The 23,059-nt window shown below is 64.2% G+C and carries 28 protein-coding genes and 1 pseudogene; 7 read left to right on the top strand and 22 right to left on the bottom strand.

Going from position 1 to position 23,059, the window contains the following annotated elements:
• Positions 1 to 338 precede the first annotated feature (338 nt).
• A complete protein-coding gene (locus INT40_RS16105; protein ID WP_193096502.1) occupies positions 339 to 602 on the bottom strand; it encodes a hypothetical protein in 264 nt (87 codons plus the stop codon).
• A 591-nt stretch (positions 603 to 1,193) separates the two neighbouring features.
• Here INT40_RS16105 and INT40_RS16100 point away from each other — a divergent pair.
• Positions 1,194 to 1,634, top strand: a pseudogene (locus INT40_RS16100) (LLM class flavin-dependent oxidoreductase); the annotation flags it as partial.
• Positions 1,635 to 1,653: 19 nt separating this feature from the next.
• Here the strand turns inward: INT40_RS16100 and INT40_RS16095 are convergent.
• From INT40_RS16095 to INT40_RS16085, 4 genes are all read right to left on the bottom strand, one after another.
• Positions 1,654 to 2,712, bottom strand: coding sequence for a SpoIID/LytB domain-containing protein (locus INT40_RS16095; protein WP_226831502.1), 1,059 nt, complete (start codon positions 2,710 to 2,712; stop codon positions 1,654 to 1,656).
• 66 nt (positions 2,713 to 2,778) lie between these two features.
• Entirely contained in the window at positions 2,779 to 3,228 is a 450-nt protein-coding gene (locus tag INT40_RS20725) for an LGFP repeat-containing protein (RefSeq protein WP_226831500.1), read from the bottom strand.
• A gap of 124 nt (positions 3,229 to 3,352) precedes the next feature.
• Positions 3,353 to 3,886 carry a type 1 glutamine amidotransferase domain-containing protein gene (locus INT40_RS16090; protein ID WP_009883189.1) on the bottom strand — a complete coding sequence of 178 codons (534 nt, stop codon included), beginning with the start codon at positions 3,884 to 3,886 and terminating at the stop codon, positions 3,353 to 3,355.
• Between the two features lie 238 nt (positions 3,887 to 4,124).
• Positions 4,125 to 4,826: a hypothetical protein gene (locus INT40_RS16085; RefSeq protein WP_096146596.1), complete on the bottom strand. Its 702-nt coding sequence runs from the start codon at positions 4,824 to 4,826 to the stop codon at positions 4,125 to 4,127.
• Between the two features lie 275 nt (positions 4,827 to 5,101).
• Between INT40_RS16085 and INT40_RS16080 the strand changes: the two genes are divergently transcribed.
• The 3 genes from INT40_RS16080 to INT40_RS16070 are packed head-to-tail and all read left to right on the top strand — an operon-like array spanning position 5,102 to position 7,399.
• Positions 5,102 to 5,509: a YciI family protein gene (locus INT40_RS16080; RefSeq protein ID WP_009883187.1), complete on the top strand. Its 408-nt coding sequence runs from the start codon at positions 5,102 to 5,104 to the stop codon at positions 5,507 to 5,509.
• Positions 5,510 to 5,533: 24 nt separating this feature from the next.
• The gene (locus INT40_RS16075) at positions 5,534 to 6,718 is read left to right on the top strand and encodes an RNA polymerase sigma factor (protein WP_096146597.1); all 1,185 of its coding nucleotides are present in this window, start codon (positions 5,534 to 5,536) and stop codon (positions 6,716 to 6,718) included.
• Positions 6,719 to 6,727: 9 nt separating this feature from the next.
• On the top strand, positions 6,728 to 7,399 hold the full coding sequence (locus INT40_RS16070; protein ID WP_096146598.1) for a DNA alkylation repair protein: 672 nt from the start codon (positions 6,728 to 6,730) through the stop codon (positions 7,397 to 7,399).
• Positions 7,400 to 7,427: 28 nt separating this feature from the next.
• Here the strand turns inward: INT40_RS16070 and INT40_RS16065 are convergent, their stop codons facing one another.
• The 9 genes from INT40_RS16065 to INT40_RS16025 form a co-directional block, all read right to left on the bottom strand.
• Positions 7,428 to 8,231: an ABC transporter ATP-binding protein gene (locus tag INT40_RS16065; protein WP_096146599.1), complete on the bottom strand. Its 804-nt coding sequence runs from the start codon at positions 8,229 to 8,231 to the stop codon at positions 7,428 to 7,430.
• On the bottom strand, positions 8,228 to 9,313 hold the full coding sequence (locus INT40_RS16060; protein ID WP_069599617.1) for a FecCD family ABC transporter permease: 1,086 nt from the start codon (positions 9,311 to 9,313) through the stop codon (positions 8,228 to 8,230). The genes INT40_RS16065 and INT40_RS16060 overlap by 4 nt, the downstream gene beginning before the upstream one ends.
• Positions 9,310 to 10,350 carry a FecCD family ABC transporter permease gene (locus INT40_RS16055; protein ID WP_009883182.1) on the bottom strand — a complete coding sequence of 347 codons (1,041 nt, stop codon included), beginning with the start codon at positions 10,348 to 10,350 and terminating at the stop codon, positions 9,310 to 9,312. The genes INT40_RS16060 and INT40_RS16055 overlap by 4 nt, the downstream gene beginning before the upstream one ends.
• Positions 10,351 to 10,368: 18 nt before the next feature.
• Entirely contained in the window at positions 10,369 to 11,376 is a 1,008-nt protein-coding gene (locus INT40_RS16050; protein ID WP_226829582.1) for an iron-siderophore ABC transporter substrate-binding protein, read from the bottom strand.
• 178 nt (positions 11,377 to 11,554) lie between these two features.
• Positions 11,555 to 12,373, bottom strand: a complete 819-nt coding sequence (locus tag INT40_RS16045) for a helix-turn-helix domain-containing protein (protein ID WP_009883180.1) — start codon at positions 12,371 to 12,373, stop codon at positions 11,555 to 11,557.
• A gap of 67 nt (positions 12,374 to 12,440) precedes the next feature.
• The gene (locus tag INT40_RS16040) at positions 12,441 to 13,868 is read right to left on the bottom strand and encodes an amidase (protein ID WP_009883179.1); all 1,428 of its coding nucleotides are present in this window, start codon (positions 13,866 to 13,868) and stop codon (positions 12,441 to 12,443) included.
• A gap of 52 nt (positions 13,869 to 13,920) precedes the next feature.
• Positions 13,921 to 14,280 (bottom strand): winged helix-turn-helix domain-containing protein, encoded by a 360-nt coding sequence (locus tag INT40_RS16035; protein ID WP_009883178.1) that lies wholly within the window; start codon positions 14,278 to 14,280, stop codon positions 13,921 to 13,923.
• A 19-nt stretch (positions 14,281 to 14,299) separates the two neighbouring features.
• Positions 14,300 to 14,719 (bottom strand): hypothetical protein, encoded by a 420-nt coding sequence (locus INT40_RS16030; protein ID WP_096160273.1) that lies wholly within the window; start codon positions 14,717 to 14,719, stop codon positions 14,300 to 14,302.
• Positions 14,720 to 14,840: 121 nt separating this feature from the next.
• A complete protein-coding gene (locus INT40_RS16025; RefSeq protein WP_009883176.1) occupies positions 14,841 to 15,293 on the bottom strand; it encodes a flavodoxin family protein in 453 nt (150 codons plus the stop codon).
• A gap of 42 nt (positions 15,294 to 15,335) precedes the next feature.
• Between INT40_RS16025 and INT40_RS16020 the strand changes: the two genes are divergently transcribed.
• From INT40_RS16020 to INT40_RS16010, 3 genes are all read left to right on the top strand, one after another.
• Positions 15,336 to 16,265 carry a Sir2 family NAD-dependent protein deacetylase gene (locus INT40_RS16020; RefSeq protein WP_096160272.1) on the top strand — a complete coding sequence of 310 codons (930 nt, stop codon included), beginning with the start codon at positions 15,336 to 15,338 and terminating at the stop codon, positions 16,263 to 16,265.
• Positions 16,262 to 16,864, top strand: a complete 603-nt coding sequence (locus tag INT40_RS16015) for a TIGR03085 family metal-binding protein (RefSeq protein WP_009883174.1) — start codon at positions 16,262 to 16,264, stop codon at positions 16,862 to 16,864. The genes INT40_RS16020 and INT40_RS16015 overlap by 4 nt, the downstream gene beginning before the upstream one ends.
• Positions 16,865 to 16,989: 125 nt before the next feature.
• Positions 16,990 to 17,400 carry a DUF4190 domain-containing protein gene (locus tag INT40_RS16010; RefSeq protein ID WP_096160271.1) on the top strand — a complete coding sequence of 137 codons (411 nt, stop codon included), beginning with the start codon at positions 16,990 to 16,992 and terminating at the stop codon, positions 17,398 to 17,400.
• Here INT40_RS16010 and INT40_RS16005 read toward each other — a convergent pair.
• Genes INT40_RS16005 through INT40_RS15970 form a run of 8 tightly spaced genes read right to left on the bottom strand, consistent with a single transcriptional unit; the run spans position 17,397 to position 23,005 of the window.
• Complete coding sequence (locus tag INT40_RS16005; protein ID WP_096160270.1) at positions 17,397 to 19,025, bottom strand: polyamine aminopropyltransferase; 1,629 nt, start codon at positions 19,023 to 19,025, stop codon at positions 17,397 to 17,399. The two genes, INT40_RS16010 and INT40_RS16005, sit on opposite strands and share 4 nt — an antisense overlap.
• Positions 19,022 to 19,447 carry a DUF350 domain-containing protein gene (locus INT40_RS16000; protein ID WP_096146605.1) on the bottom strand — a complete coding sequence of 142 codons (426 nt, stop codon included), beginning with the start codon at positions 19,445 to 19,447 and terminating at the stop codon, positions 19,022 to 19,024. The genes INT40_RS16005 and INT40_RS16000 overlap by 4 nt, the downstream gene beginning before the upstream one ends.
• A gap of 48 nt (positions 19,448 to 19,495) precedes the next feature.
• Complete coding sequence (locus tag INT40_RS15995) at positions 19,496 to 19,837, bottom strand: hypothetical protein (RefSeq protein WP_009883168.1); 342 nt, start codon at positions 19,835 to 19,837, stop codon at positions 19,496 to 19,498.
• Positions 19,834 to 20,412: a DUF2617 family protein gene (locus INT40_RS15990; RefSeq protein ID WP_096158354.1), complete on the bottom strand. Its 579-nt coding sequence runs from the start codon at positions 20,410 to 20,412 to the stop codon at positions 19,834 to 19,836. Before INT40_RS15990 ends, INT40_RS15995 begins: the two co-directional genes overlap by 4 nt.
• A complete protein-coding gene (locus tag INT40_RS15985; RefSeq protein WP_096158355.1) occupies positions 20,412 to 21,029 on the bottom strand; it encodes a DUF4178 domain-containing protein in 618 nt (205 codons plus the stop codon). Before INT40_RS15985 ends, INT40_RS15990 begins: the two co-directional genes overlap by 1 nt.
• 38 nt (positions 21,030 to 21,067) lie before the next feature.
• Positions 21,068 to 22,117 (bottom strand): GNAT family N-acetyltransferase, encoded by a 1,050-nt coding sequence (locus INT40_RS15980; RefSeq protein WP_096158356.1) that lies wholly within the window; start codon positions 22,115 to 22,117, stop codon positions 21,068 to 21,070.
• Positions 22,118 to 22,148: 31 nt separating this feature from the next.
• Entirely contained in the window at positions 22,149 to 22,340 is a 192-nt protein-coding gene (locus tag INT40_RS15975) for a hypothetical protein (RefSeq protein ID WP_125177998.1), read from the bottom strand.
• Positions 22,337 to 23,005 (bottom strand): DUF1707 domain-containing protein, encoded by a 669-nt coding sequence (locus tag INT40_RS15970; protein WP_096158358.1) that lies wholly within the window; start codon positions 23,003 to 23,005, stop codon positions 22,337 to 22,339. The genes INT40_RS15975 and INT40_RS15970 overlap by 4 nt, the downstream gene beginning before the upstream one ends.
• Positions 23,006 to 23,059 lie beyond the last annotated feature (54 nt).

Here is a 23,059-nt window from a genome sequence, read left to right as displayed (position 1 = left end):
GTCTACGCAGGCTGCGTGACGTAGCACACGTGTCCACGACTTGCGGGGAACCTCATTGTCGCCAATTGCGCCTTCGGCTTTGCCGGTGTCGATCTGACCGCCGTCGCCCCACCCAACATCGGGGGTTGACGGATCCTGGGTCTGAACGGACATTTCGCCGGTCTTTACGGGGGCGCTGGGTGTTTGAGGGCTACATCCAACAAGCAGGATAACTGCGGCTACGGCTACTATTATTTTCTTCACGCTCTGATTGTATTTTCAACTACTGACGCGATTGACCATATTGGCTAACGTATCGGTAACGTTTCAGGTATTTGTCGTGAAGGCGATCAGCGACCCTATTGTTTGCCGTCCCATTGCACGTCGTCGGGGTGCAGCCATACGCCGGTGAACTTTTTTCGTTTGTCGATGAACTCTACGAAGATCGCGTTGCCTTGTTCGTCTAGGCGGAGTGCGTGGCCTGGTTTCCATTCTTCACCGTCGTTCTCCCACATGATGCGTGCTTGGACTGGGATGCGTTTTCGTTCGGGTCTGTTGCGTGCTGGTAGTGCGTTGAGGATGTTCTGCTGTTTGGGTGGGTTCCCGGTGAACTGTTCGTACATACGTTCTATTATGCACAGGTGTGTCGTCGGGGTGAGTCTGCTGATTCTCGTGTGCTCGTTCGTGTGCTCCCGGGGGTGTATCGGCGTGTATCTAGATGCTGTTTCAACGTCGACGACCACCCGTGAAGGGTGTCTGACCAGGCGCTACACGCCGGCTCGTGTAATCCTGTGCTATAGCTGGAACGGGGGTTCGAATCCCCTATCCTCCGCCACGGGAGTCCCGGTCTCGCAGTTTCTGCGGGCCGGGACTTCGTCGATTCACCCGGTTTCGAGCCGAGCGCGGGCCTCGCAGTCGCCTTTCGGGCATCCCTCACCGTTCGTGGCAATCCGGATTGGCCGTGGCATTTCCTACTGGTGCCTCCGCATCCCTCACCATTCGCAGCACTACGCACCGGTGCAACGGGGTGGTGCGCCGGTGAGGGTGAGGGATGCTGAGTGGGCCGCAGCGCAGGACCGCTGCCCGAGGCGCAAATCGCATGACGCCCCGTGGCGGAATGCCTCATTGTGACGGTGCGCGGCGGCCCGCGAAATCTGCTCGCCGTGTGTGGTCTGTGTCTCAGTAATCTGGCACAGCTCGCCCGCACACAGCACTCGGAGGTGGCCCGCGCCCACAATCGGAAAGTCCGTTTCGGACTCAACGGGTTCGTGATCGTCCGCGACACCGAAGCCGAAGCCTGCGACCAGCTGTGCGAGATCATCGCACACGCCGACGCCGAGGCGGTCGAAGGATTCCGCGAGTCCGTGCAGACCGCCGGAGCCGCGACCTCGGATAAGAAAGGCATGTGGGCGGATTCGAGCTTCGAAGACCTCGTGCAGTACAACGACGGCTTCCGTACCCAGCTCATCGGAACCCCCGAACAGGTCGCCGACCGCATCATCGAATACAAGAAGATCGGCGTCGACCTCATCCTCACCGGCTTCCTCCACTTCCAGGAGGAACTTGAAGCGTTCGGCAAGACCGTCATCCCGATCGTGCGCGAGAAGGAAGCCGAACTCGTCAACAGGGGACTGCTCACCCCTGCCGGAGTCTGAGTCAGCCAGTCGGTTTCCCTCAGGCCACGCTGAATGACGCGGACTTGAGCTTCAGCTTCGTTCGCAGCTGATCGCCGGTGAGGCTCGCGGTCTTCCCCTTCACCGAGGTGGCTTTCACCGTCTTCACCAGACCTGAGCCGGTCTTCGCCACCGCCACAGACCGGACGTCTGCCAGCCCGAAGGCCCGTGCCATGTCGGCCTGCTTGGCCGTCACCGACCACGAGGCGTTCGGGTTCTGCGCAGAGGCATACTTCGACGGAGAGTCATCGACCGAGACCAGGTACGGCACGGCCGACCCCCACACCTCGGCAGCCGAATGCGTCTTCGACCCGGCCGACGACGAGTAGACAGCATCGATGAGCCCGCCCTTGTAGGTGATGAGGCGCGCCGACCTCACCGTCGACCCGCTCGTGGTCTGTGTCGCGGCCACGGCCTTGCGCCATGGACCGGAATCGCCTGCATTCTCATGAGTCCACCCGAGGAAACGCTGCGAGGCCACCTCGTCATAGACGTTGCACCCGCAGGCCGGCTTCACCGCACCGAGATTGCGGTAGGCGTAGGTGCGCGAAGCGATGGCCTGACTGCGCAGGACCTCGGACTGCCACGACGCCGGCATCTCGGCGATGCCCGGCAGATATTCCTTGTTGAGACCCACCACGTTGATGACGTTGAGCGAGCTCTTCAGCTGACCGATCTCGAGCCGTCCGTGTCGGTAGGTGCCGGTCGCCCCGTTCTGGGCACCGCTGACCGACACCGTCGTCGCCGACGAACTCTTCCAATATCGGGTGCTCTGCCATTCGAGGGTGAGCTTCGACCCCGAATAGCTCTTCGACCCGACGGTCGCCTTGACCGAACCGGATGACGTCCGTTCGATCGTGACCTTCGAGCCCGATTCGATGGTCTTCGACCCGACCTTGACCCGCAGACGGCCGGACCGCGGAGTGACCGTCACGGACTTCTTACCGGTCAGCAGCTGCACCTTGAGACTGGCGTCGGCGTTCTTCGACATCGTCGTGACCTTGGCACCCGTGTAGTAGTGTTGCAGGATCTGCGTCGACGACTTTCCGGCTGTCGCCATTCCGCGCGCTCCGTACTGGCTCATCCCGACCCCATGGCCGAACCCCGACCCCTTGATCGTGAACGACTACGGCGCTTTCGTCAGCGTCACCTTCGCCCCGGATTTCGCCGTCCACACGATCATGCCGTTCTGGAACTTCTGCCGGGCCTCCGAACCTGAGCGGTATTCGTTGCTCGTCGGATAGCCGAGCGGACCGCGTTCCCACCCGGACTTCTTCCATGCTGTGCGGATCGCGCCCAGAGTCGCATGGGCGCCGGTGGCCTTCGTCCAATGGATGCTGCCGTGCTTGAACGACTGATAGCAGCCCTTCTGGATCAGCGTGCACCGCTGTGGGCCGACCGCTGGGCCGAGCTTGCCGGAATTCCCACCGAGCGATTTGTGCATCGTTCCGATCGCACCCGAAGTCGCATAGGCAGCATGTGCCGGAGGCTGTGTGGAGCAGAGAACGAGAAGGAACCCGATGAGCAGTGCCGCGAGGGTAGGAGTCGTCGCCTTGACAAACGGGGAAGCTGGCATGAGTAGGTCATAAGCGCGGCTGTCAAGACCCCAGGTGACGAACAGACGAACTCCCCGGAACGATCGTTCCGGGGAGTTCTTCGCCGAGGTGGTTCCGCCTCGGCGAAAGAGGCATCGTTCCAGGTCAGCTGAACTTATCAGCGATTGCCTTGTTGAAGGCGTCGAGGTCGTCGGGGCTGCGGGAGGTAATGAGGTTGCCGTCGACGACCACCTCGGTGTCGGCCCAGTCGGCTCCGGCGTTGATGAGGTCGGTCTTCGTCGAGATGAAGGACGTCAGCTTCCGTCCCTTGGCCACTCCCGCCTCGGCGAGGATCCACGGAGCATGGCAGATGGCCGCGACCGGTTTGTCGGCGGCGAAGAACGCCTTGACGAGGTTGACGGCGTCCTCATTCAGACGCAGGGCATCGGAGTTGAGGGTGCCGCCGGGCAGGACGAGGGCGTCGAAGTCATCGACCGAGGCCTCGGCGACGGGAACGTCGACGTCGAAGGTCTTCGCGTGCTCCCAATCGCCTTCCATCGCCTGCAGAGTCCCCTCTGAGGGGGAGACGATGACGGTCGTCGCTCCGGCCTCGTCGAGGGCTGTGCGGGGGCTGGTCAGTTCGACCTGCTCGACGCCGCTGGTGAGGAGGAATGCGATCTTCTTGTCAGAGAGTGCCATGATGGTGCTCCTTGTCGGTTGTGATTGGTGAGGTTGTCGAATCTGACATGGGCTCGGCTGGCCGAAACCTCGAGGCCGACGTGCAGCTGGGCCGACGCCTACATTGGACACAACAACGGAAAGTGCAGAGTTGTTCCAGATCGCGACGAACGGATTCCCCTGGTCGGGATGACCAGGGGAATGCGATTCGGGGATGCGAGACGCTCGAGGGGTACGTTTCGCGGGCTCGGCGGACGGCTCAGATGTTCGGGAACTCGAGGCTGTAGCCGATGCCGGACTGCGACGCCGAGGTGATCTTCACAGTGCCGTAGTGATTCTTGCCGGCAGCGGTGACGGTGCAGTTCTGCGATCCGCTGTGGGAGAAGATCCGCAGGTCGGAATAGCAGTCGACGGTGTCGACCGTGGTGCCCTGCTTGGCGTAGGCGTTCTTGATGTCCGCCTCGAGAACGTCGGCGGGGATCTTGCCGTTGCCGTCGGCGTCGAGTTCGACTCCGTCTTCGCCGATCCGCGGGCCCTGGTAGCCGTTGTCGGTCGTGCCGCTCGACGACGATGATCCGCTCGAGGTGGAGTCGCTCGAGGACGACGATCCGGTCGACGACGAGCCGTTCGAGGTGGAGGAGCCACTCGCCGAGGAGGCGCTGGACGAATCGGTGGATCCGCCGCTGCCGGTGGTGCCGTTGTCCGTCGTGCCGCTATCGCTCGTGCCGGACGAACCCGAACCGGCGGAGTCCGAGGTGGAGCCCGAATCCGATGCCGGTTCTTCGGCGGTCGTCTCGGTGTCCTCGGTCTGCTGCGCCTGCTGGCCGTCCTGCTCCTGGCCCTGTTCCTGCCCCTGGCCTTCTGGGCCGAAGGTGATGTTCATATCGCAGGCCGAGAGTGTCAGGGTCGCGGCGAGAGCTCCGGCAACGGTGATGGTTTTGAGAAGTGTCTGTGCCTTCATGATCTTCTCCTGGTCTCGTGTGCAAAAAGCGGTCGGTGTTTCGTACAAGACAAGCCTCTCAGCGCGGAGCCGTGACCTGGGCCGATTCGTGTTCGGATCCGGTGACGCATGTTCCAGGACGGACACATCGGCCTATTCTGGGACTGTGTTCGATGACCGGAGCCGAAGAGAAACGAGAAAACTTCGCCGCCGATGTCGAGAACACGAGTCCGGCTGCGTCCCAGACATGTCAGCGAGCACATCCCGTGCGAGCGGCACGAGACAAGGAGACCATCATGGCCAAGTACCTCATGCTCAAGCACTATCGGATGCCGGAGCAGTATATGGATTACACCCCGATGGATCAGTGGAGTCCCGACGAGGTCGACGCGCATGTGGCGTACATGAACGCCTTCGCCGACAGACTCAAGGACTCCGGCGAATTCGTCGACTCCCAGGCACTCTCGCCCGAGGGCACCTTCGTCCGATCCGGCGGACCGGGCAAGCCTCCGGTCACCGACGGTCCCTTCCCCGAGACGAAGGACCTCATCGCCGGGTGGATGGTCATCGACGTCGAGAACTACGACCGCGCTCTCGAACTCGCCGGTGAGCTGTCCGCCGCACCGGGCAAGGGAGGAGAGCCGATCAACGAATGGCTCGAACTGCGCCCCTTCCTCGACCACGCACCCAGCGTGGACGAATGATCAGGGACGCGAACGGAGTTCGCGATGATCGATCGGGATCCCCTCGCCGAGGCGGAGCTGCGTGAGCTCGTCCCCGCCGTGATCGGCATCCTCGTCAGTCGTGGAGCAGACTTCGCGACCGCCGAGGACGCCGTTCAGGACGCGCTCATCGAAGCCCTGCGATCGTGGCCGTCCGACCCGCCCCGTGACCGGCGGGGCTGGCTCGTGACGGTGGCATGGCGGAAGTTCCTCGACATCGTGCGATCTGAAGGATCGCGGATGAAACGCGAGGAACGGGTCATGGCCGCCACTCTCGCCGAGCCCGAAACCTCGTCCGAACCCGGGACGGACGGCGTCCCGAACGCCGATGACACCCTCGACCTCTACTTCCTCTGCGCCCATCCCGACCTCAGCCCCGCCTCGGCGGTGGCCCTGACCCTGAGGGCGGTCGGCGGACTGACGACGAAGCAGATCGCCGCAGCCTATATGGTGCCCGAGTCGACGATGGCTCAACGCATCAGCCGAGCCAAATCCACGATCGCAGGGTCCCGGCTCAACCGACCCGGCGGCCTGTCCTCGGTGCTCACCACCCTCTACCTCGTGTTCAACGAAGGGCACTCGGGCGAGGTCGACCTCGTCGCCGAGGCGATCCGACTGACCCGCACGCTTGCGTCGATGATCGACTCCGCCGAGGTGGACGGACTGCTCGCCCTCATGCTCCTCCACCACGCCCGCCGCGATGCCCGCTTCGGCGCCGACGGTCGCCTCATCTCGCTGGCCGATCAGGACCGCACCCTGTGGGATCAACGGCTCATCGTCGAGGGCATCGAGATCCTGCAGGCAGCCCTTGGTCGGGACGAACTCGGCCAGTATCAGGCACAGGCCGCCATCGCGGCACTCCACGCCGATGCGCAGACGGTCGAGGACACCGACTGGGTGCAGGTCGTGGAGTGGTACGACGAACTCCTCAAGCTGAACGAGAGCCCGATCGCGTCCCTCAACCGTGCCGTTGCGATCGGTGAAGCCGACGGACCGGTGGCCGGACTGGCCGAACTGGGCAGACTCGATGAGACGCTGCCGCGCTACTTCGCCGTCGAGGCCCACCTGCGAGAACGGGCAGGAGAAGACGAGGCGGCGGCGAAGCTCTACGTCGAAGCCGCGGCCAAGGCGAGCAACCTCGCCGAACGCGACCACCTCATGCGTCAGGCAGCTCGCCTGAACTCGCGGTAATCTGAGCGCATGGTCGAAGCGAACGTGGACAGCGTCATGGAGACATTGGCGGCGATGGAGGATCCCAAGGCTCGTGCCGTCAACGAGAAGCACGGTGATGATCACGGTGTGAATCTGAGCAAGCTGCGGGCCGTGGCCAAGGAGCTGAAGAAGAACGACGAGCTCGCCGTCGAACTGTGGACCACCGGCGATACCGCGGCGCGCCTCGTCGCGATCCTCATCATGCGTCCCCGCAGCTATGACGCACAGCATCTCGATGCCATGCTGCGCGAGGCGCGTGTGCCGAAGGTCCACGGCTGGCTGGTCAACTACATCGTCAAGAAGTCGAAGCATGCCGAATCGCTGCGCCTGGACTGGATGGACGACCCTGATCCGATCGTGGCGTCGGCAGGCTGGGCACTGACCAGCGAGCGTGTGAACAAGTCACCCGAGGGCCTTGACCTGTCCGGTCTCCTCGACACCATCGAGGCGCAGATGCTCGGCGCCGATGAGCGCCTGCAGTGGGCGATGAACGAAACCCTGTCCTACATCGGCATCGAGAACGAGGACCTGCGGCCACGGGCCATCGACATCGGCAACCGCCTCGGCGTCCTCAAGGACTATCCGACCCCGCCGAACTGCACGTCGCCCTTCGCCCCGACCTGGATCACGGAGATCGTGGCCCGCAGAGCAGGGGCCTGAGTCAGATCAGAAGTCTGACGCACAGGAATCAGCTCAGAGTGCGGTGACGGCCGATCGGGAGCATCAGCGGCTGACCGGAGACAGGATCCTCGATGACCCTGTTCTCGAGACCGAACACGTTGCGGACATTGTCTTCGGTGAGCACCTCGGCGGGAGCCCCGGAGGCATGGATCCCGCCGTCGGCGATCATGACGAGCCGATCACAGTACCGTGCGGCCAGATTGAGATCATGCAGGACCATCACGATAGTCACGCCTGAACCCTGGTTGAGTTCGGTGAGCAGATCGAGGACCTCCACCTGATGGTTGACGTCGAGGAAGGTGGTCGGTTCATCGAGCAGGAGGATGTCGGTCTGCTGGGCGAGGGCCATTGCGATCCACACTCGTTGCCGTTGGCCGCCGGAGAGTTCGTCGACGGGACGGTCGGCCAGGTCCGCGGTTCCGGTGGTATCCAGAGCCTGGGCGACAGCGAGATCGTCCTGGGCATTCCATCGTGAGAAGGCCCCCTGGTGGGGATGGCGACCGCGTCCGACGAGATCGGCGACCGTGATGCCCTCGGGAGCGATCGGTGTCTGTGGGAGGAGTCCCAGGGCCCGCGCGAGCTGCTTCGCCGGCATCGTGTGTACCTGTCTGCCGTCGAGGATGACAGCGCCGGATCTGGGCGTCAGCAGTCGGGACATCGATTTGAGCAGCGTGGACTTGCCGCAGGCGTTGGCCCCGACGATGCCCGTGATCTGGCCGGGCGGCAGGGTCAGATCAAGTCCCTTGATGATCTCTGTGTCACCGTAGGCCAGATGCAGGTCCTGGGCGGCAAGCGAATGGTCCTTGGTCACAGGGAACCTCCCGAACGATTGATCCTGATGATGAGATAGATGAGGTAGGGGGCACCGAGGATGCCCGTGACGACTCCGACCGGGTAACGGGTGCCGAGGCCGAACTGTCCGACGAGGTCGGCGACGAGCACGAGCAGGGCTCCGACGAGTGCGGCGGGGATGAGCGGCGAGGGTCCCGGCCCGATGAGTCGAGAGGCGATCGGGCCCGAGAGGAAGGCGACGAAGGCGACCGGTCCGGCAGCGGCGGTGGCGAAGGAGATGAGGCCGACAGCGGCGACGATGACGAGAAGCCTGGTCCTCGACACACGCACTCCCAACGCTTCCGCGGTCTCGTCCCCGAGCTGCGTGATGGAGAGGTTCCTCGACTGCCCCAAGAGAATGGGAACCAGCACGATGAGCGCGCACAGCAGCGGCACGACCTTGTCCCAGCTCGCCCCGTTGAGGCTTCCGGCCAGCCACCGCAGCGCCTCCTGCAGATCCCACTGCGCGGCCCGGGTCAGCTCCCAGTTGATGAGCGCATTGAGCATTGAGGAGACGCCGATGCCCACCAGAATCAACCGGATACCGGCCGCGCCATTCCGGTAGGACAACATGTAGATGACCAACGCCACCGCAAGACCGGCGACGATGGCCATGACCGAGACTCCCGTGCTGCCCAGGCCCAGAGTCACGATCGCGAACACAGCCGCGGCCGAAGCTCCGGAGCTGATCCCGATGATGTCGGGGCTGGCCAGGGGATTGCGCAGCATGGTCTGGAACGTCACCCCGCCGAGGCCGAAGCTCAGACCCACGAGGAGCGCGAGAACGGCTCGGGGGAGTCTCAGGCGCCCGACCGTGAAGGTGGCGCCGGGGACCTGATCGCCGCCGATGACGCGAAGGACCTTGTCGAAGGAATAGAAGGTCTGACCGACCATGAGGCTGAGCAGGAAAGTAAGCAGCACCAGCCCGCTGAAGATGAGGACGAAGCCGGTCCAACGGGCGGAGCGTCGTCTCCGCAGCTGTGCCACGGCAGCGATCGTCGATGTCGATTCTGCCGTGCTGGTCGGCGCGAGGAGTGGGTTCGCGGGGTTCGGTGGGGTCACAGCGAACGGACCTTCTGTCTGCGGACGATGGCGATGAAGAACGGGGCGCCGATCAGCGCGGTGAGGATGCCCACGTCGAGTTCGGCCGGTCGAGCGATGATGCGACCGAGGATGTCCGAGGCTGTGAGCAGTGCGGCTCCGGTGACTGCCGAGAACGGGATCAGCCAGCGGTGATCGATGCCGATGAGCAGACGGCAGGCATGGGGGATGACGAGCCCGACGAAGCCGATCGGTCCAGCGACGGCGGTGGCTGCCCCGCAGAGGAGGACCGCACCTGCAGCGGAGACCATTCTGGTGGTGCCGACGTGCTGTCCCAGCCCGGCGGCGAGCTCATCGCCGAGGGCCAGGGCATTGAGGCCAGGCGCCGAATAGACGCTGATGAGCAAGCCGACGATGAGGAAGGGAAGGATGAGTGTGACCGAATCGAACGTCACACCCCCGACCCCGCCGATCTGCCAATCGCGTGCCAGATCCGCGATGTCTCCGCGGGGGAGGACCACGGCGCTGATGAACGACGACAGTGCAGCGGCGGTGGCCGCCCCGGCCAGGGCCAGCTTGAGCGGGGTCGCACCCTGCCTCCCGAGTGACCCGACCGCATAGACGAACACCGCGGTGAGAGTGGCGCCGACGATGGCGAACCAGATGTAGCCGTCGGCCGTTGACAGTCCGAAGAAGGCGATGCCGATGACCACGGCCAGGGACGCGCCGGTGTTGACACCGAGGATGCCTGGGTCGGCCAGAGGATTCCTCGTCACGCCCTGCATCACAGCCCCGGAGATGCCCAGAGCCGCTCCCACGCACACGGCGAGCAGGGTCCGCGGAATGCGTTTGGCGACCGCGGCCTGATCGAATCCCGCGGCCGACCCGCCGTAGGCGGCAAGAACGTCGTCGAGGCCGACGTTGCGGGAGCCGATCATCGTGGACAGGATCATGAGGACGGCAACCACTGCAAGAGCGGCCAGCATCCATGCGAGGCGGACATGAGTCGACCGCCGCAGCTTGGCGGCGGTCGACTCGACTGTCGATTGTGACGTCATCGTGTGAAGTGTCCGCTTCTACTTCGCTGCCGTGGCGGCCTTGTCGAGTTCGTCGAGGTAGTCATCGAGAACGAAGGAGATGGACAGCGGTGTGGGGTTCGTAGCAGTGCCGAGCGGGGCATCACCGGGCAGGTTGACGATCGACTTGTTCTTGACCGCGGGCATCTGAGACAGCAGCTCGTCGTCTTCGAGCGTCGTGACCAGGTCGTCGCCGCCGTAGGTGACGATGATGTCGACATCGTCGAAGACGTCGGCCTGTTCGGCGCTGACGGTCGAGGAGAATTGATCGGTCTCGTCGGAGGCCTTCTGGATGCTGGCGGGTGCCTGCATGCCCAGGTCCTCGAAGAACATGGCGCGGGTGTCATGCGTGGTGTAGAAGTTCACCTCGGACAGGTCCGAGGGATCCACGTGGGTCAGGAACATCGTCGACATGTCCTTGATCGCAGGGTGGTCGGCGACCGCCGAGTCGATCTCGGTCTCGAGGTCCTTGACGAGCTCCTCGCCTTCCTCTGCCAGACCGATCGCCTTGCTGTTGATCTCGATCATCTCTCGCCAGGGAGTTCCCCAAGCGGTCTCCGGGTAGGCGACGACGGGCGCGATCTCGCTGAGGGTGTCGTAGTCCTCCTGGGTGAGACCGGAATACCCGGCGAGGATGACGTCGGGCTGGGTATCGGCGACAGCCTCGAAGTCGATGCCGTCGGTCTCGTCGAAGAGAGCCGGAGTCTCTGCATCCAGCTCCTCGAGCTTGTCTTCGACCCAGGGGAGGACGCCGTTGCCGTCATCGTCGCCGAAGTCGGCACTGGCCATGCCCACCGGGACGACGCCCAGTGCCAACGGCACCTCGTGGTTGGCCCAGTTGACGGTGGCCACCCTTTCGGGCTTCTCCTCGATCGTGGTGGTGCCGAGTGCGTGCTCGATAGTCACCGGTGTCCAGGACTCGTCGCCGCCCTTCGCATCTGCGGGGGTCTCGGTAGATGAGCAGGCGGTGAGCACGAGTGCGGTGGACATGGCTGCTGCAACGGTCATTGCGCGAAGCGGACGGGACATCTCTTCCTTTCGGAGGTGCTTCTCAGCACACCCCAGAAGCGAGATTGAGTTAGGTGTGCCTAAACAAACTATCGGAGGAATCGCCTGCGCGCAATGGCGTATTTACGACAGATGATTTCGCGAAACGGACACGAGTGATCTTCAGCTCGCGTGCTCCTCAGTTCGCGCTGGGGCGGAACTGTCCCGGTGTGGTGCCCGTGATGCGCTTGAATGCAGTCGTGAATGCACTGACCGAGCGATAGCCGACGCCGGCGGCCGCTTCGTCGACCTCTCCGCCGAGGCTGATCATGCTCACCGCGTGCTGGACCCGTGCCGTCGTCGCCCAGCGCCCGAAGCCGAGACCCGTCTCTGCCTCGAAGGCGCGGGTGATGGTGCGGCCGCTGATCCCCAGTTTCCTCGCCCAGTCCTGGAGACTCGAGGCATCCGCCGGGCCCTCGATGATCGCGTTGGCGATCGGAGCGATGAGCGGATTGCTCGGCATGTGAAGCAGAAGCTCGTTGTCCGCTGGCGTCATGACGTCGAGGATCATCGCCTCGGTGAGTGAGTAGGAGGAAGTCCCCGGATCGGTGTGCTGAAGTCGATCGAGAAGGAGCCGGAGCAGAGGGGTGATGGCGATGGCAGTGGGCCGATCGCTGACAAGCGGGTTGTCGAGGCTGAACTGCGCGGCGTAGACGACGACGCCGGCGGGCGTCCATCCGGAGTGCCGTACTCCTGCGGGAATCCACATCCCTAAGGGCGGGGTGATCGTCCACGTGCGCTGATCGATCGTGACCGTGCCGACCCCGGCCTCGCGCCAGAGCAGCTCATGTGTCGGATGCGAATGTTCGGACCAGTAGGTCTCGTGCTCCATCGCCTCCTGGGAGCCGATGATCCGCAGCGGCATCTCCACCTGACCTGCGGTGTAGCTCGGCAGCGTCCGTTCGGAGGCCGTCGCCACGCGTGCGGTCTTGGAGCGGAAGGGTCTGATCGTGGGCACCTCACCAGGATAGGCGCAGCCGACCGCGATCTGCGCCCCCGACCTGGGCAGGCGCAGTGAGCCTCGACTAGACGGCCACGATGTGAGGGTGCTGTCGGTGGAAATCGGTGGCCTGCTGGAAGGTATGCCCAGCGGCCAGCAGCAGGCCCTCCTTGAAGTCACCGGCGACGAACTGAGCAGCCAGCGGGGTGCCGCGCTCGGTGAAGCCGGCGGGCAGAGTGATCGAGGGCATGCCACAGTTGTCGATCGGTGCCGTCGGAATCGTGACTCCGGCGAACAGCTCGGCGTCGGAGCCGAGATTCTCCATCTGTGAAATCGTCGGTGAGGCGGCTCCGATGCCTGGAAGCAGCAGCAGGTCGATGTCGGACATGAGAGCGCGCATGCGACCGGTGAATGCTCGCCGGGATTCGAGCAGCTCGTGGTAGTCGATGGCGCTGAGGCCGCGCCCGATCTCGATGAGGCCGGCGAGGTCGGGACCGTACTCGGCCGACCTCGACGGGTAGTTCTCTGCGTGAACGCCCGCGGTCTCGATTCCGCACAGGGCAGTCCATTCCTGTGCCGCTTCGGCGAATCCGGGGGTGCGCACGTCGAGGACGCGCCAACCGAGGTCGAGGAGCACCTCGATGGTGGATTCGAGCATCTCGTTGGTGACGTCATCGAAATGTTCGGCTGCCAGTTCGCGGTCGAATCCGACGACCGGGGTGGTCTCGAGCCTGAGCTGCCGGCTGTAGCGGGGCACCGGTTCAAGCGCCGACGTCGGGTCGTTCGGGTCATGGCCGGCGATGGCCTCGAGGATGATGGCGGCATCGCGTGCGCTGCGCGTCATCGGTCCGATGTGGTCAAGGCTCGGCGCCAAGGGAAAGATGCCGTTGCGTGAGACCCGGCCCCAGGTGGATTTGAGTCCGGTGACCCCATTGGCCGAGGACGGCAGTCGGATCGAACCTCCGGTGTCCGAGCCCAACGAGCCGTAGCAGAGGCCGGCTGCGGTCGCGACGCCCGAACCGCTCGAGGAGACCCCTGACCAGGTGTTGGGCTCCCAAGGGTTGACCGGGGTCGGCAGGTCGGGATGATGTCCGGTGAACGCACCCTCGGTGAGCCGCAGCTTTCCCAGGATCACCGCCCCGGCCGCCCGCAGGCGAGCCACGACGGTGGCGTCGAAGTCGGGCTGGAAGTCGGCGTGGATCGTGGTGCCCGCACCTGTCGGCGCGTCATGGGTGTAGGCCAGGTCTTTGATCGCCAGCGGCACACCGTGCAGCGGACCCAGCCAGTCCCCGCGCGCCAGACGTTCATCGAGGTCGTCGGCGGCGGCCAAGGCCGATTCGCGCATCAGGGTGACGAAGGACAGGAGGTGAGGGTCGAGTTCGTCGATCCGGTCGAACATGGCCTCGGTGGCTGCCCTGGAGCTCAGCCGCCCGGATCTGATGAGTTCCGAGACCTCGTGCAGCTCACGGAACTCGAGTCCGCTGTTCGCCGAGGTGGTTGTGCTGCTGGCCATGGACGCCTCCTTGCATCGGTTGTCCCCATGCTAACCGGGAAATCTCAGAACGTCACTGCTGGTCAGCGCCGCCCCCGGCGAGCTCCCGCAGGGCCTGAACGTGAGCGTCGAGTCGGGCGCTCCCGTCTGTGCTGATGGCGACCCATGTGCGGGGGCGTTTGCCGACATAGCCCTTTCGGACCTCGACCAGCCCCGCCTTCTCGAGGGCGGAGATGTGGCGGGAGAGCACGGAGTCGGAAACGCCGAGGGAGTCGCGCAGGAGTTTGAATTCCGCGCGGTCCCGATTCTTCAGACTCGCCACGATGCCGAGTCGAGTGGGATTGTTCAGATCTGATTCGATCCGAGTCAAGGACTCGCCGAGGTTGTCCATCGTGTCATCGGATTCGTCGTCGGTGCTGATGTAGGGATTCATGATCGTGCCTCGTCCTTTCTCAGCGGCGCAGTCCGACAAGGGCCATGATGGGGGAGAGGACCCAGATGAAGCCGGCAGCGGCGAACGGCACCCACGACGTGGGAGTGAACGAGTCGACGATGATCGCTGTGAACAGGGCGACGAAGGTCAGCGGCAGCCAGGTGCAGAGCAGGACGGTTGACCGGCGACTCCAGCTCAGGGCCTTCACGGAATAGACGATGAGGGCCGGCACCAGCCAGGCGCCGCCGGCGCCGAGGATGATCAGTTGGATCGTATTGTCCTCGATGAGTCCGACGGCGAGGATCCCCACAGAGATGGCCGCACTGTAGACGAAGAGCATCGTGACCAGCGGCCAGGCATCGCTGGATCGGGCGTGGGCCTGATTCGACTCGACCTGTGAGAGAAGGTCCTTGGCCTGCTGCGGGGTGGGCGTGGTCATGACAACTCCTTTGTTGCTGTCCTCACCGAGAAACGGTGACTTCCTGATGGAAGTAATTACAGCTTAGCAAGTACTTTCCATAATGGAAAGTACTTTCGCGAAGTTGTTCTCGCAGCAGGGCTCAGGCAGAAGCCGCAGCAGCCACTGTGGCTGCAAGCTCGGTGGTCGCGCCGAGGTGGTCGGCGGTGACCTCGCCGGTGACGATGAGCGGGTCGAAGGCGAGCCTCCAGCCCAGACCCGTCGTGATCTGCTTCATCGCGGTCTCCGCTCCGGTCGTGTCGTAGCCGCCGTGGATCCAATAGGAGAACGGGCGACCGGCGGTCGGCTCCCTGACCGCGTCGTACGTGGTGTCGAAGAAGTGCTTGAGGGCTCCGGAGATGTAGCCGAAGTTCGCCGTCGTGCCGAGGACGAACCCATCGGCGGCGAGCACGTCCTCGGCCGTCGCCTCCAAGGCGGGACGGACTATGACGTCGACGTCACCCAGCTCCGGCATGCGCAGTCCGGACAGGGCCGCCTCGGCGATTTCAGTCGTTGCCTGTGACGGGGAATGATGAACGAGCAATATGCTGACCATGGGACCAGACTAACCCTGCAGCATTTCGACGAGGGAGGATTCGTGGCAGTCATCTTTGATCCGCTCCGCGGGCGGACACGACCCGAGCCCAGCCACAGCGATGATGAGATCATCGACGTGCTCACCGGCGCTGCCGGGGCCGTGGGAATCGACACTTCCGGGTGGGCGGTGCTGACCGGGGCCGGGATGAGCACGGATTCGGGAGTCCCCGACTATCGGGGACCCGACGCCGTTCCCCGCCAGCCGATGACGATCCAGACCTTCCTATCCCATCCCGACCAGCGAGCCCGCTACTGGGCGCGTTCCTGGGTGGGCTGGCCGCGGATGCGCTCTGCCCGGCCTAATGCGGCACATCTGGGGCTCGCTCAGCTGCCCGTCGCCGGCATCGTCACGCAGAATGTCGACGGACTCCACCAGGCCGCGGCACGGGAGGAGGGCAGTCGCAGTCCGGTCATCGATCTGCATGGCAGCCTGGATCGTGTCATCTGCCTCAAGGAAGGGCACATGTTCGACCGAGACTGGGTCCAGATCCAGTTGAGCGAGCTCAACCCCGAGTTCGCGAAACTCGTGGGAATCGATCCGATCGATGTCGAGACGGCCCCCGACGGTGACGTGGATCTGGAGGAGACGGCGGACTTCGTGGTCACCGACTGCCCCCGCTGCGGTGGAATCCTCAAACCCGATGTCGTGTACTTCGGTGACTCCGTGCCTCCGGCGAGGCTGCAGGAGGCGAATCGCATCTGCGCTGAGGCGAGTGGAATCGTCGTGCTCGGATCCTCGCTCGCGGTGTTGTCGGGGCTGCGTTTCGTGCGGGCGGCGGCGAAGGCCGGGAAGCCGGTGGTCATCGTCACAGACGGTCCCACCAGGGGAGATGAGCTTGCTGACTACCGCTCGATCTCCCGCGTCGGCGACTTCGTCAAGGGGTGGGCACTCAGAGGAATCCAAGGCGATGATGACAAGCTTCAGGCATGAGCAATCTTGCCCGAACCGAACGCCTCCGCCTCGTCGATACAGCCAACAGGGCCGGTGAAGACGCCCCGACGCTGTGCGAGGGCTGGACGACACGTGACCTTGCCACCCACCTCGTCATCCGCGAACGCCACCCCGTGGCCGCCCTCGGCATCTTCATGCCGAAGCTCGAAGGCAAGCGCGAGGAGCAGGAACGTGTGTATGCCGCGATGCCGTATTCGAGTCTGCTGGGTCTCGTGGCATCCCCGCCGAGGTGGACCCCGGGTCGGTGGCCCGGCGTCGAATCCGTGATGAACACCGCCGAATACATCGTCCACCACGAGGACATCCGACGCGCGGAGATCGAATGGATCCCACGCAGGCTGTCCCTGCCGGAGAACCGTGCCGTGTGGACAGCGTGCCGAACCGCGCTCCTACCCTTCGCTGCCAAGGCCGAGGGCCGCGTCACGATCGTCAGCCCCGGATTCGGCCAGCACAGCACGGGCAGAAAATCCGGCGGGAGTAAGGGCGGTGCCCAGGGGCTCACCATCACCGGTGAACCCGTGGAGATCCTGCTCTACCTCATGGGCCGAGAGGACCATGCCCTCGTCGATGTGAAGTGAGGGACCGCATCGTTGGGCGAGGCGGGGGAAAACCCCCGAACAGCTGAACGGTTTGTATCATTCCCCTGCCAAGTGCAAGTTCCTAAGCTGATACCAACAGCAGCCGCACAAGCAGAGGCAGAAAGATGAACCCCACCCCCACCCCCAACTCCGACTACACAGCAGAGACCAACTACCCCTCGAACACCGGCAGCCAGGGCTACCTGGAACCGAACCAGGGCTACGCCACCGGCGCACAGCCACCGCAGTCCTACCGCGCCCGGGCAGAGGAAGATCCGGGCAAGGTCCTGGGAATCATCTCCCTCGTCGCGACCCTCTCGACCTTCCTGGGCTTCAACTTCCTCGGCCCCATCGTCGGCATCATCACCGGCCATATGGCGCGCAAGAACTCACGAAGCGCGGGTTTCGGCGACAACGAGATGGGCAAATGGGGCTTCATCCTCGGCATCGTCTTCATCTCAGTGGCGGTGCTGGGCGGACTGCTCGGGCTGTCCATCGCAGGATTCGCCGGACTGGCAGGACTCCTCGGGGCCTAGTACCCGACCCAGGCTCCGCGCTCCTGGTCGAGCACGCGAGGGTGGAGCAGGGTCGAGGCCTCAACATCACCGACGGAAGCCCGATCACGGTCGGGCGCGAACGTGGTGGAGGACGCGAGCACTTCAGCCGTCGCGAATTTCAATCCCTCGGGAGCATCCCGGGGGATTGTCACGTTCGGACCCTGCTCCTCGGCTCCACTGCCTTCGGAGGCATCGGCCAGGAAATAGCCCCAGTCACCGAAGCTGGGGACATCGACGTGATAGGGCGTGGTGGCCAGGCCCGCCTCGGCGACGGCTTCCCCGATGCCCCAATAGGCCTCCGGAGCGAAGTACGGGGAGCCAGCCTGGACGACGAGCCTGGCCTCGGGGGACATGACCTGTTTGATCAGTCCGTAGAACTCGATGCTGTAGAGCTTCGAGGTGGCGACATCGTCCGGATCCGGGAGATCGGCGATGACCGCATCGTAGGCGGTGTGCTCGGCTTCGCGCAGCCAGGTGAACGCATCGGCGGCGATGGTCTTCACTCGGGGATCATCGAGGGAGTCTTCGTTGAAGTCAGTGAAGTGGTCCGATGTCTTGGCGAGTTCGAGGACGCGGGGGTCGAGGTCGACGAGTGTCACCGATTCGACATCGGGATATTTGAGGATCTCCCGCACAGCCAGACCGTCCCCGCCGCCGAGGACGAGGACATTGCGCTTGGGCCCATCCATGAGCGGATGGACCAGGGACTCGTGATAGCGATATTCGTCGGCCGAAGCGAACTGCAGATCTCCATTGAGGTAGAGCCGCGTGTCCCCGGTCTTCTGTGACTCGGTGAGCACGATCTCCTGGTAGTCCGTGCGCTGGGAATAGACGATCGGATCCCGGTAGAGGCGCTGCCGGGTCGTCATCTCGATGTCGTCGGTGAACACCCAGACCACGGTGAGTCCGCCGACGATGAAGACGAGCAGGCCAGCCAGGATCACCTGTGTGCGGGTGCGGATCTCGGTGCGGAAGAGCCAGAGCACGATGAGGATGCCGACGACGGCATTCGTGATCCCCACCGCCAGAGCGCCTCTGGGCAGACCGAAGATCGGGAGCAGGATGAAGGGGAAGGCGAGCCCGCCGACCAGCCCGCCGACGTAGTCCGCGGCGAAGAGATCGGCGACGGCGCTGGAGGCCTTCTGCGCCCGGATGCGTTGGACGAGCTCCATGAGCAGGGGGATCTCCGCGCCGATGAGCGCGCCGATGACGAAGGCGAGGGCGACCATCGCGACTGTGTAGATGTCGGCGAAGGCGAAGGCGAGGTAGAGCAGGATGACCGAGAGGCCGCCGATGATGCCCAGCGCGGCCTCGATGAGGGCGAAGGCGACTGCGGCGAACTCGGTCAGGCGCTTCGTGGCCAGGGACCCGATGCCCATCGCGAATACCATGACCGAAAGGACGATCGAGGCCTGAACGATGGTGTCGCCGAGGAGGTAGGAGCCGAGTGCGACGAGCGCGAGCTCGTAGACCATGCCGCAGCTGGCGCAGATGAAGACGGCCAGGAGCACGAAGAAGCGGGCGGGTCCTGGCTTCAGCGGCAGCGTGATCGGTTTGCTGCCGCCGATGCTATCGGCGTCAGCGGATTCTGTCGGTGAACTCAAAGGAGCGCTGCGGCCATGATGCCCGCGATGCCCACATGAGCGGAGGCATTGACCCACACTTCAGGGTGAAACGCATCGGGTTTGATCATGTCGCCGAGCTTGCCGGGGGTGAAGGCGTCGATGAGCAGGAAGCTCAGGGCCATGAGGATGATGCCGACGATGCCGAAGACCAGGGTGGAGATGATGCCGAAGACGAAGTCATCCGCGCTGGCACGGATCGCGGCGATGACGATGATCGCCACACCGAGGAGGTCGGACGCGACGAGGATCACGGCATTCTTCGACTTCTGCTGCCAGAGGATGACGTGCAGCTTTCCCGGGGTGAGGAGGTCGACGACGAAGTAGCCGATGAGCATGAGCGCGAGGCCGCTCACGGCGTAGGAGAGGACGATCCCGATCTCAAGGAAGAGTTCTGCCAACATGATTGCCTTTCAGAGTGCTGTCGGTGCTGTCATTTGCCGCGAACGCTGTCATTTGCCGGTGCCGGGTCCGCCGCCGCGGAATCCCGAGCCGTCGCCGTAGTTCGATCCGACGCTGCTGGAGCCGCCGCCGAAGAAGGGCAGGAAGAAGAATCCGCCGCCACCGCCACCCGAGCCGTCCGAGTCATCCGTGCAGCCATTCATGATGTTGCCGAGGATCAGGACGATGACTACCAGTGCGATGACGGTGCCGCAGCCGGAGCGTTTCTTCGGGCCGCCGGAATTGTTGTTCGAGGGTCCGGAGCCGCGGTCTCCGCCGCCGGAGCCGCGCCCGTTCTCGGCGTCGAAGTTGAAGGAGCCTCCGCCCATGGAGACATTGGGATCGCGGCTCATGATCTCCTCCTCAGTTCGCTGTGGCTGTGCACGATCTGTCGGTGCTGTGGATAGCAGTGCCAGCTCCGCCAGGAGAGTTGCTCGGAACTGCAGTCGGTCAGGGCCAGCGCCGTCAGCGCACCTGGTTCACCGGGGAAGTCAACGACGAGGTGACGGTCGTGGGCACTCGAACGGGCCACCACCTCGGCGGCGGCATCACTGAAGCTGCCGGGAACATCTGTGAGCTCGCAGCGGAACTGATGTCGGGTGAATCCCGACCAGGTTCCAGCGGTGGTGCGGGTCGTGTCCCAGCCGGGACGCTCATCCTCGCCGAGGCAGGCGAAGGTTTCGATGAACGCGTCAGTGTTGTTGTCGCTCAGGATCACTTGGTGGGAGGAGCCGATGACGTGGAGCTCGAGCTGCAAACGATCCTGCCCATTCGACGACGGCAGGTCGATGAAGTCGGAGGCCAGAGGGGTGATGCGGCCATGGTTGAGGCTGAAGGTCAGCGCCTGGGCAGACGTATCGGCGAAGGCCACGTCGACGCTCAGGTGCTGGGCCGGCACCGGGTGTGTCAATGGGGGAGTGAGTGTCATCAGCTGCCCGAATAGATGGTGAAGGAACCGACCGGGATCGATTCGCCGGTGCTCACTTCCCAACGACCGTGGTCGAAGCGTTCGAAGGCGAGCAGCTTGTGGTCATCGGACTCGTAGTCGACGTAGTCGACGCCGCCCTTCTCATTGAGGCCGGTGGTGCCCTCGGAGCGATAGGAGGCGGTGCCGTGCTCGACGAGTTTGTACTCGGTGCCCTCGATCGTGATGGTCTTGGCCTTGGGCTCGATGTCGAGCTCGGGGCGATCACTCCACCGGGAGACCTGCAGATCGGGATCATTCTCGACGGTCAGCCACAGGCGGGTAGCCGACTGGTCGGCCTGGAAGAAGTGCTCGGCCCAGTCGTAGCCGCCCTCTGAGATGCGCAGGGTGCCGCGGACGAAGAACTTCTCATTGCCGAATTCGAGCAGGTCACCGGCCTTGATCGTCTCCGGATCCCCGCCTGCGTTCTGCTCCGGCGCGAACGGATCCTGTGGTCGGCGGGGTGCGGCCGCATTCTCTTCGAACTTGGGGCGGCTGGCAGCACGCCTGCGGATGACGATCACCGTGATGAGAACGACGATGATGAACACCAAGACGGTGATGAGGATATTCGATGACACGGGTGCCTGCTTCGATCAGATAGCCGGAACTTTCACACTCAACTGTAGTCGAAACGTCCCTCGAGCGCGGTCATGGAATCCGCAGGGAAGAAGCCGAGATCCCGGTTGAGCGCGTGCATCGGCCCATTGCCCGTGGCTGTGTAGGTCTGGATCCAGTCGGCCTGGGCGACTTCCGGGATCTCGTGGAGCTGGCGCATGTTCGCGACCTTGAGCCCGCGTCCGATGCCACGACCGCGATACGCTGCCTCGACGAAGGTGTCCTCCTGGACGACGATGTCCGTCTCGTGGCGAGAGACCATGATCTCCGTGTACCCGACAGCAACCGGCCCGTCAGCGGCATTGTCGTCGACCTCGGCGGTGTGGTCGTCGACGTGGGCGATCGAGCTGACCAGAATCCAGCCCTGGTCGGCCATCCGCTCCTCATGGGTGCGGATCGCGTCGGCACCGGCATGCTTGAGCGTGCGCGTGAGGTCACCGACCGGGACGTCCTCGTCCATCTGCTGACGCAGCCGTGCCCAGTCCTCGACTGCTTCGTCCGGGCAGCCACCGATCCACGAGGTGATGGACACATTCGGATCGGGGTCTATCGCCAGCCGTGACTTCACAGCCGGGTCCCTGTAGCGGTTGGCATCATCACGCAGGTAGGCCGGCAGGTCCAGCAGCAGCCGCTGTTCCTCATTGCCGATGATCAGTCCCTGTGCCTGTGCGAAGGCCACCCCCTCCGGGCAGTAGGTTTCGGTCTGGACGAGCTCCGTGCGTCCACGCAGCAGATCCGCGACGGCTCCGGCGATCGACGTGCCGTGTCCCTGTCGTCGGTGCGCGGGCAGGATCCCGATTTCGACATCGGCAGGGGCGTCGGTGACGATGTTGATCTCGGCGCCGCCGACGGGTACTTCGCCGAGGTGGGCCACGAGTGCGATGTCGGCCTTGTCGGAGCGCGGCTGTGCGAATTGGGTGAGGGTCGACTCGAGGCTCTGCCACCAGGCGGCGGTGCGGCCGACGGTGTAGGCCTCACACATGAGCGCACGCCATTGCGTGAGCCCGTCGACGTCGTCGGGCTCGATGCGGGCGATCTGGACATCGACCATGACTTGAGTCGACCACGCTTCGACCCGGATTTCAAGGATTCGAGGGAGGGTCCGATCCGTCCTCAGGTCCCACCTCGGCGTTGGGATCCTCTGTGGGCAGGCGGGAGCCGATGTGTGCGTTGGGACGATTCATCACCCGGTAGACGAGGAAGGCACCCACGCTGAAGACCACGATGATGGTCAGGATGAGGAAGATGACGGCGCCGAGACCCGGCTCCATCACTTGGCCATCCGACGACGGTCGAGGAAATTCGCGAAGCGGGCCCGGAAGGAACCCATGCCGATCGAGCCGGTGACTTCGATGATCGGCTTGCGGCCCTCTGGAACAGCGTTGACCACGGACTTCACCGAGCCCCAGGACTTGGACAGGTCGTCGACGTTGACGGCCCAGTCATCGGGAACGACGACGACGACCGACCCCATTCCGGCGACGACTTCGACATGGATGACCTCAAGGTCGGTCTCGACCTCGAGGAAGTTCAGTTCGACGTTCGACATCGACGGCTCGCACCTGATGTAGGGCGGGACCTGCCACCGCCCGCGGCGGAGGTCGCTCTCCCAGCCGGCCTTGATGACCAACGGCTTGCCTGAGTCGATGGCCCGGCCCGCAGGAGTCGATCGGGCGACAGCGCTACCGGGACGGAATCGATCAGAGGGCAGTTGGATGGTGAGGTCGGAGAGGACCTCGTCGAGGTCAACCGGGAAGCGGGCAGCGTGGACCTTCTCCATGCGTTCGTCGAGCTCCTCCACCGTGATGCGACCGTCGCCGGCGGCTTCGCGCAGGACTTCGATCGCTTCGTCACGCTCTTTGTGCCCGATGCGGTAGGTCTTCGCCGGATCGTTTTCGGCATGATCGTCGTCAGGGAAATGGGAGGAGGAGTTGCTCATGATCTCTATCGTGCCCGATTCACGCGCTTGTCCACAACGACAGTGGGCGCAAGC

The sequence above is a fragment of the Brevibacterium sp. FME17 genome (genome assembly GCF_014897515.1).
GTDB lineage: Bacteria > Actinomycetota > Actinomycetes > Actinomycetales > Brevibacteriaceae > Brevibacterium.
This window is presented reverse-complemented; position numbering and strand designations above follow the sequence as displayed.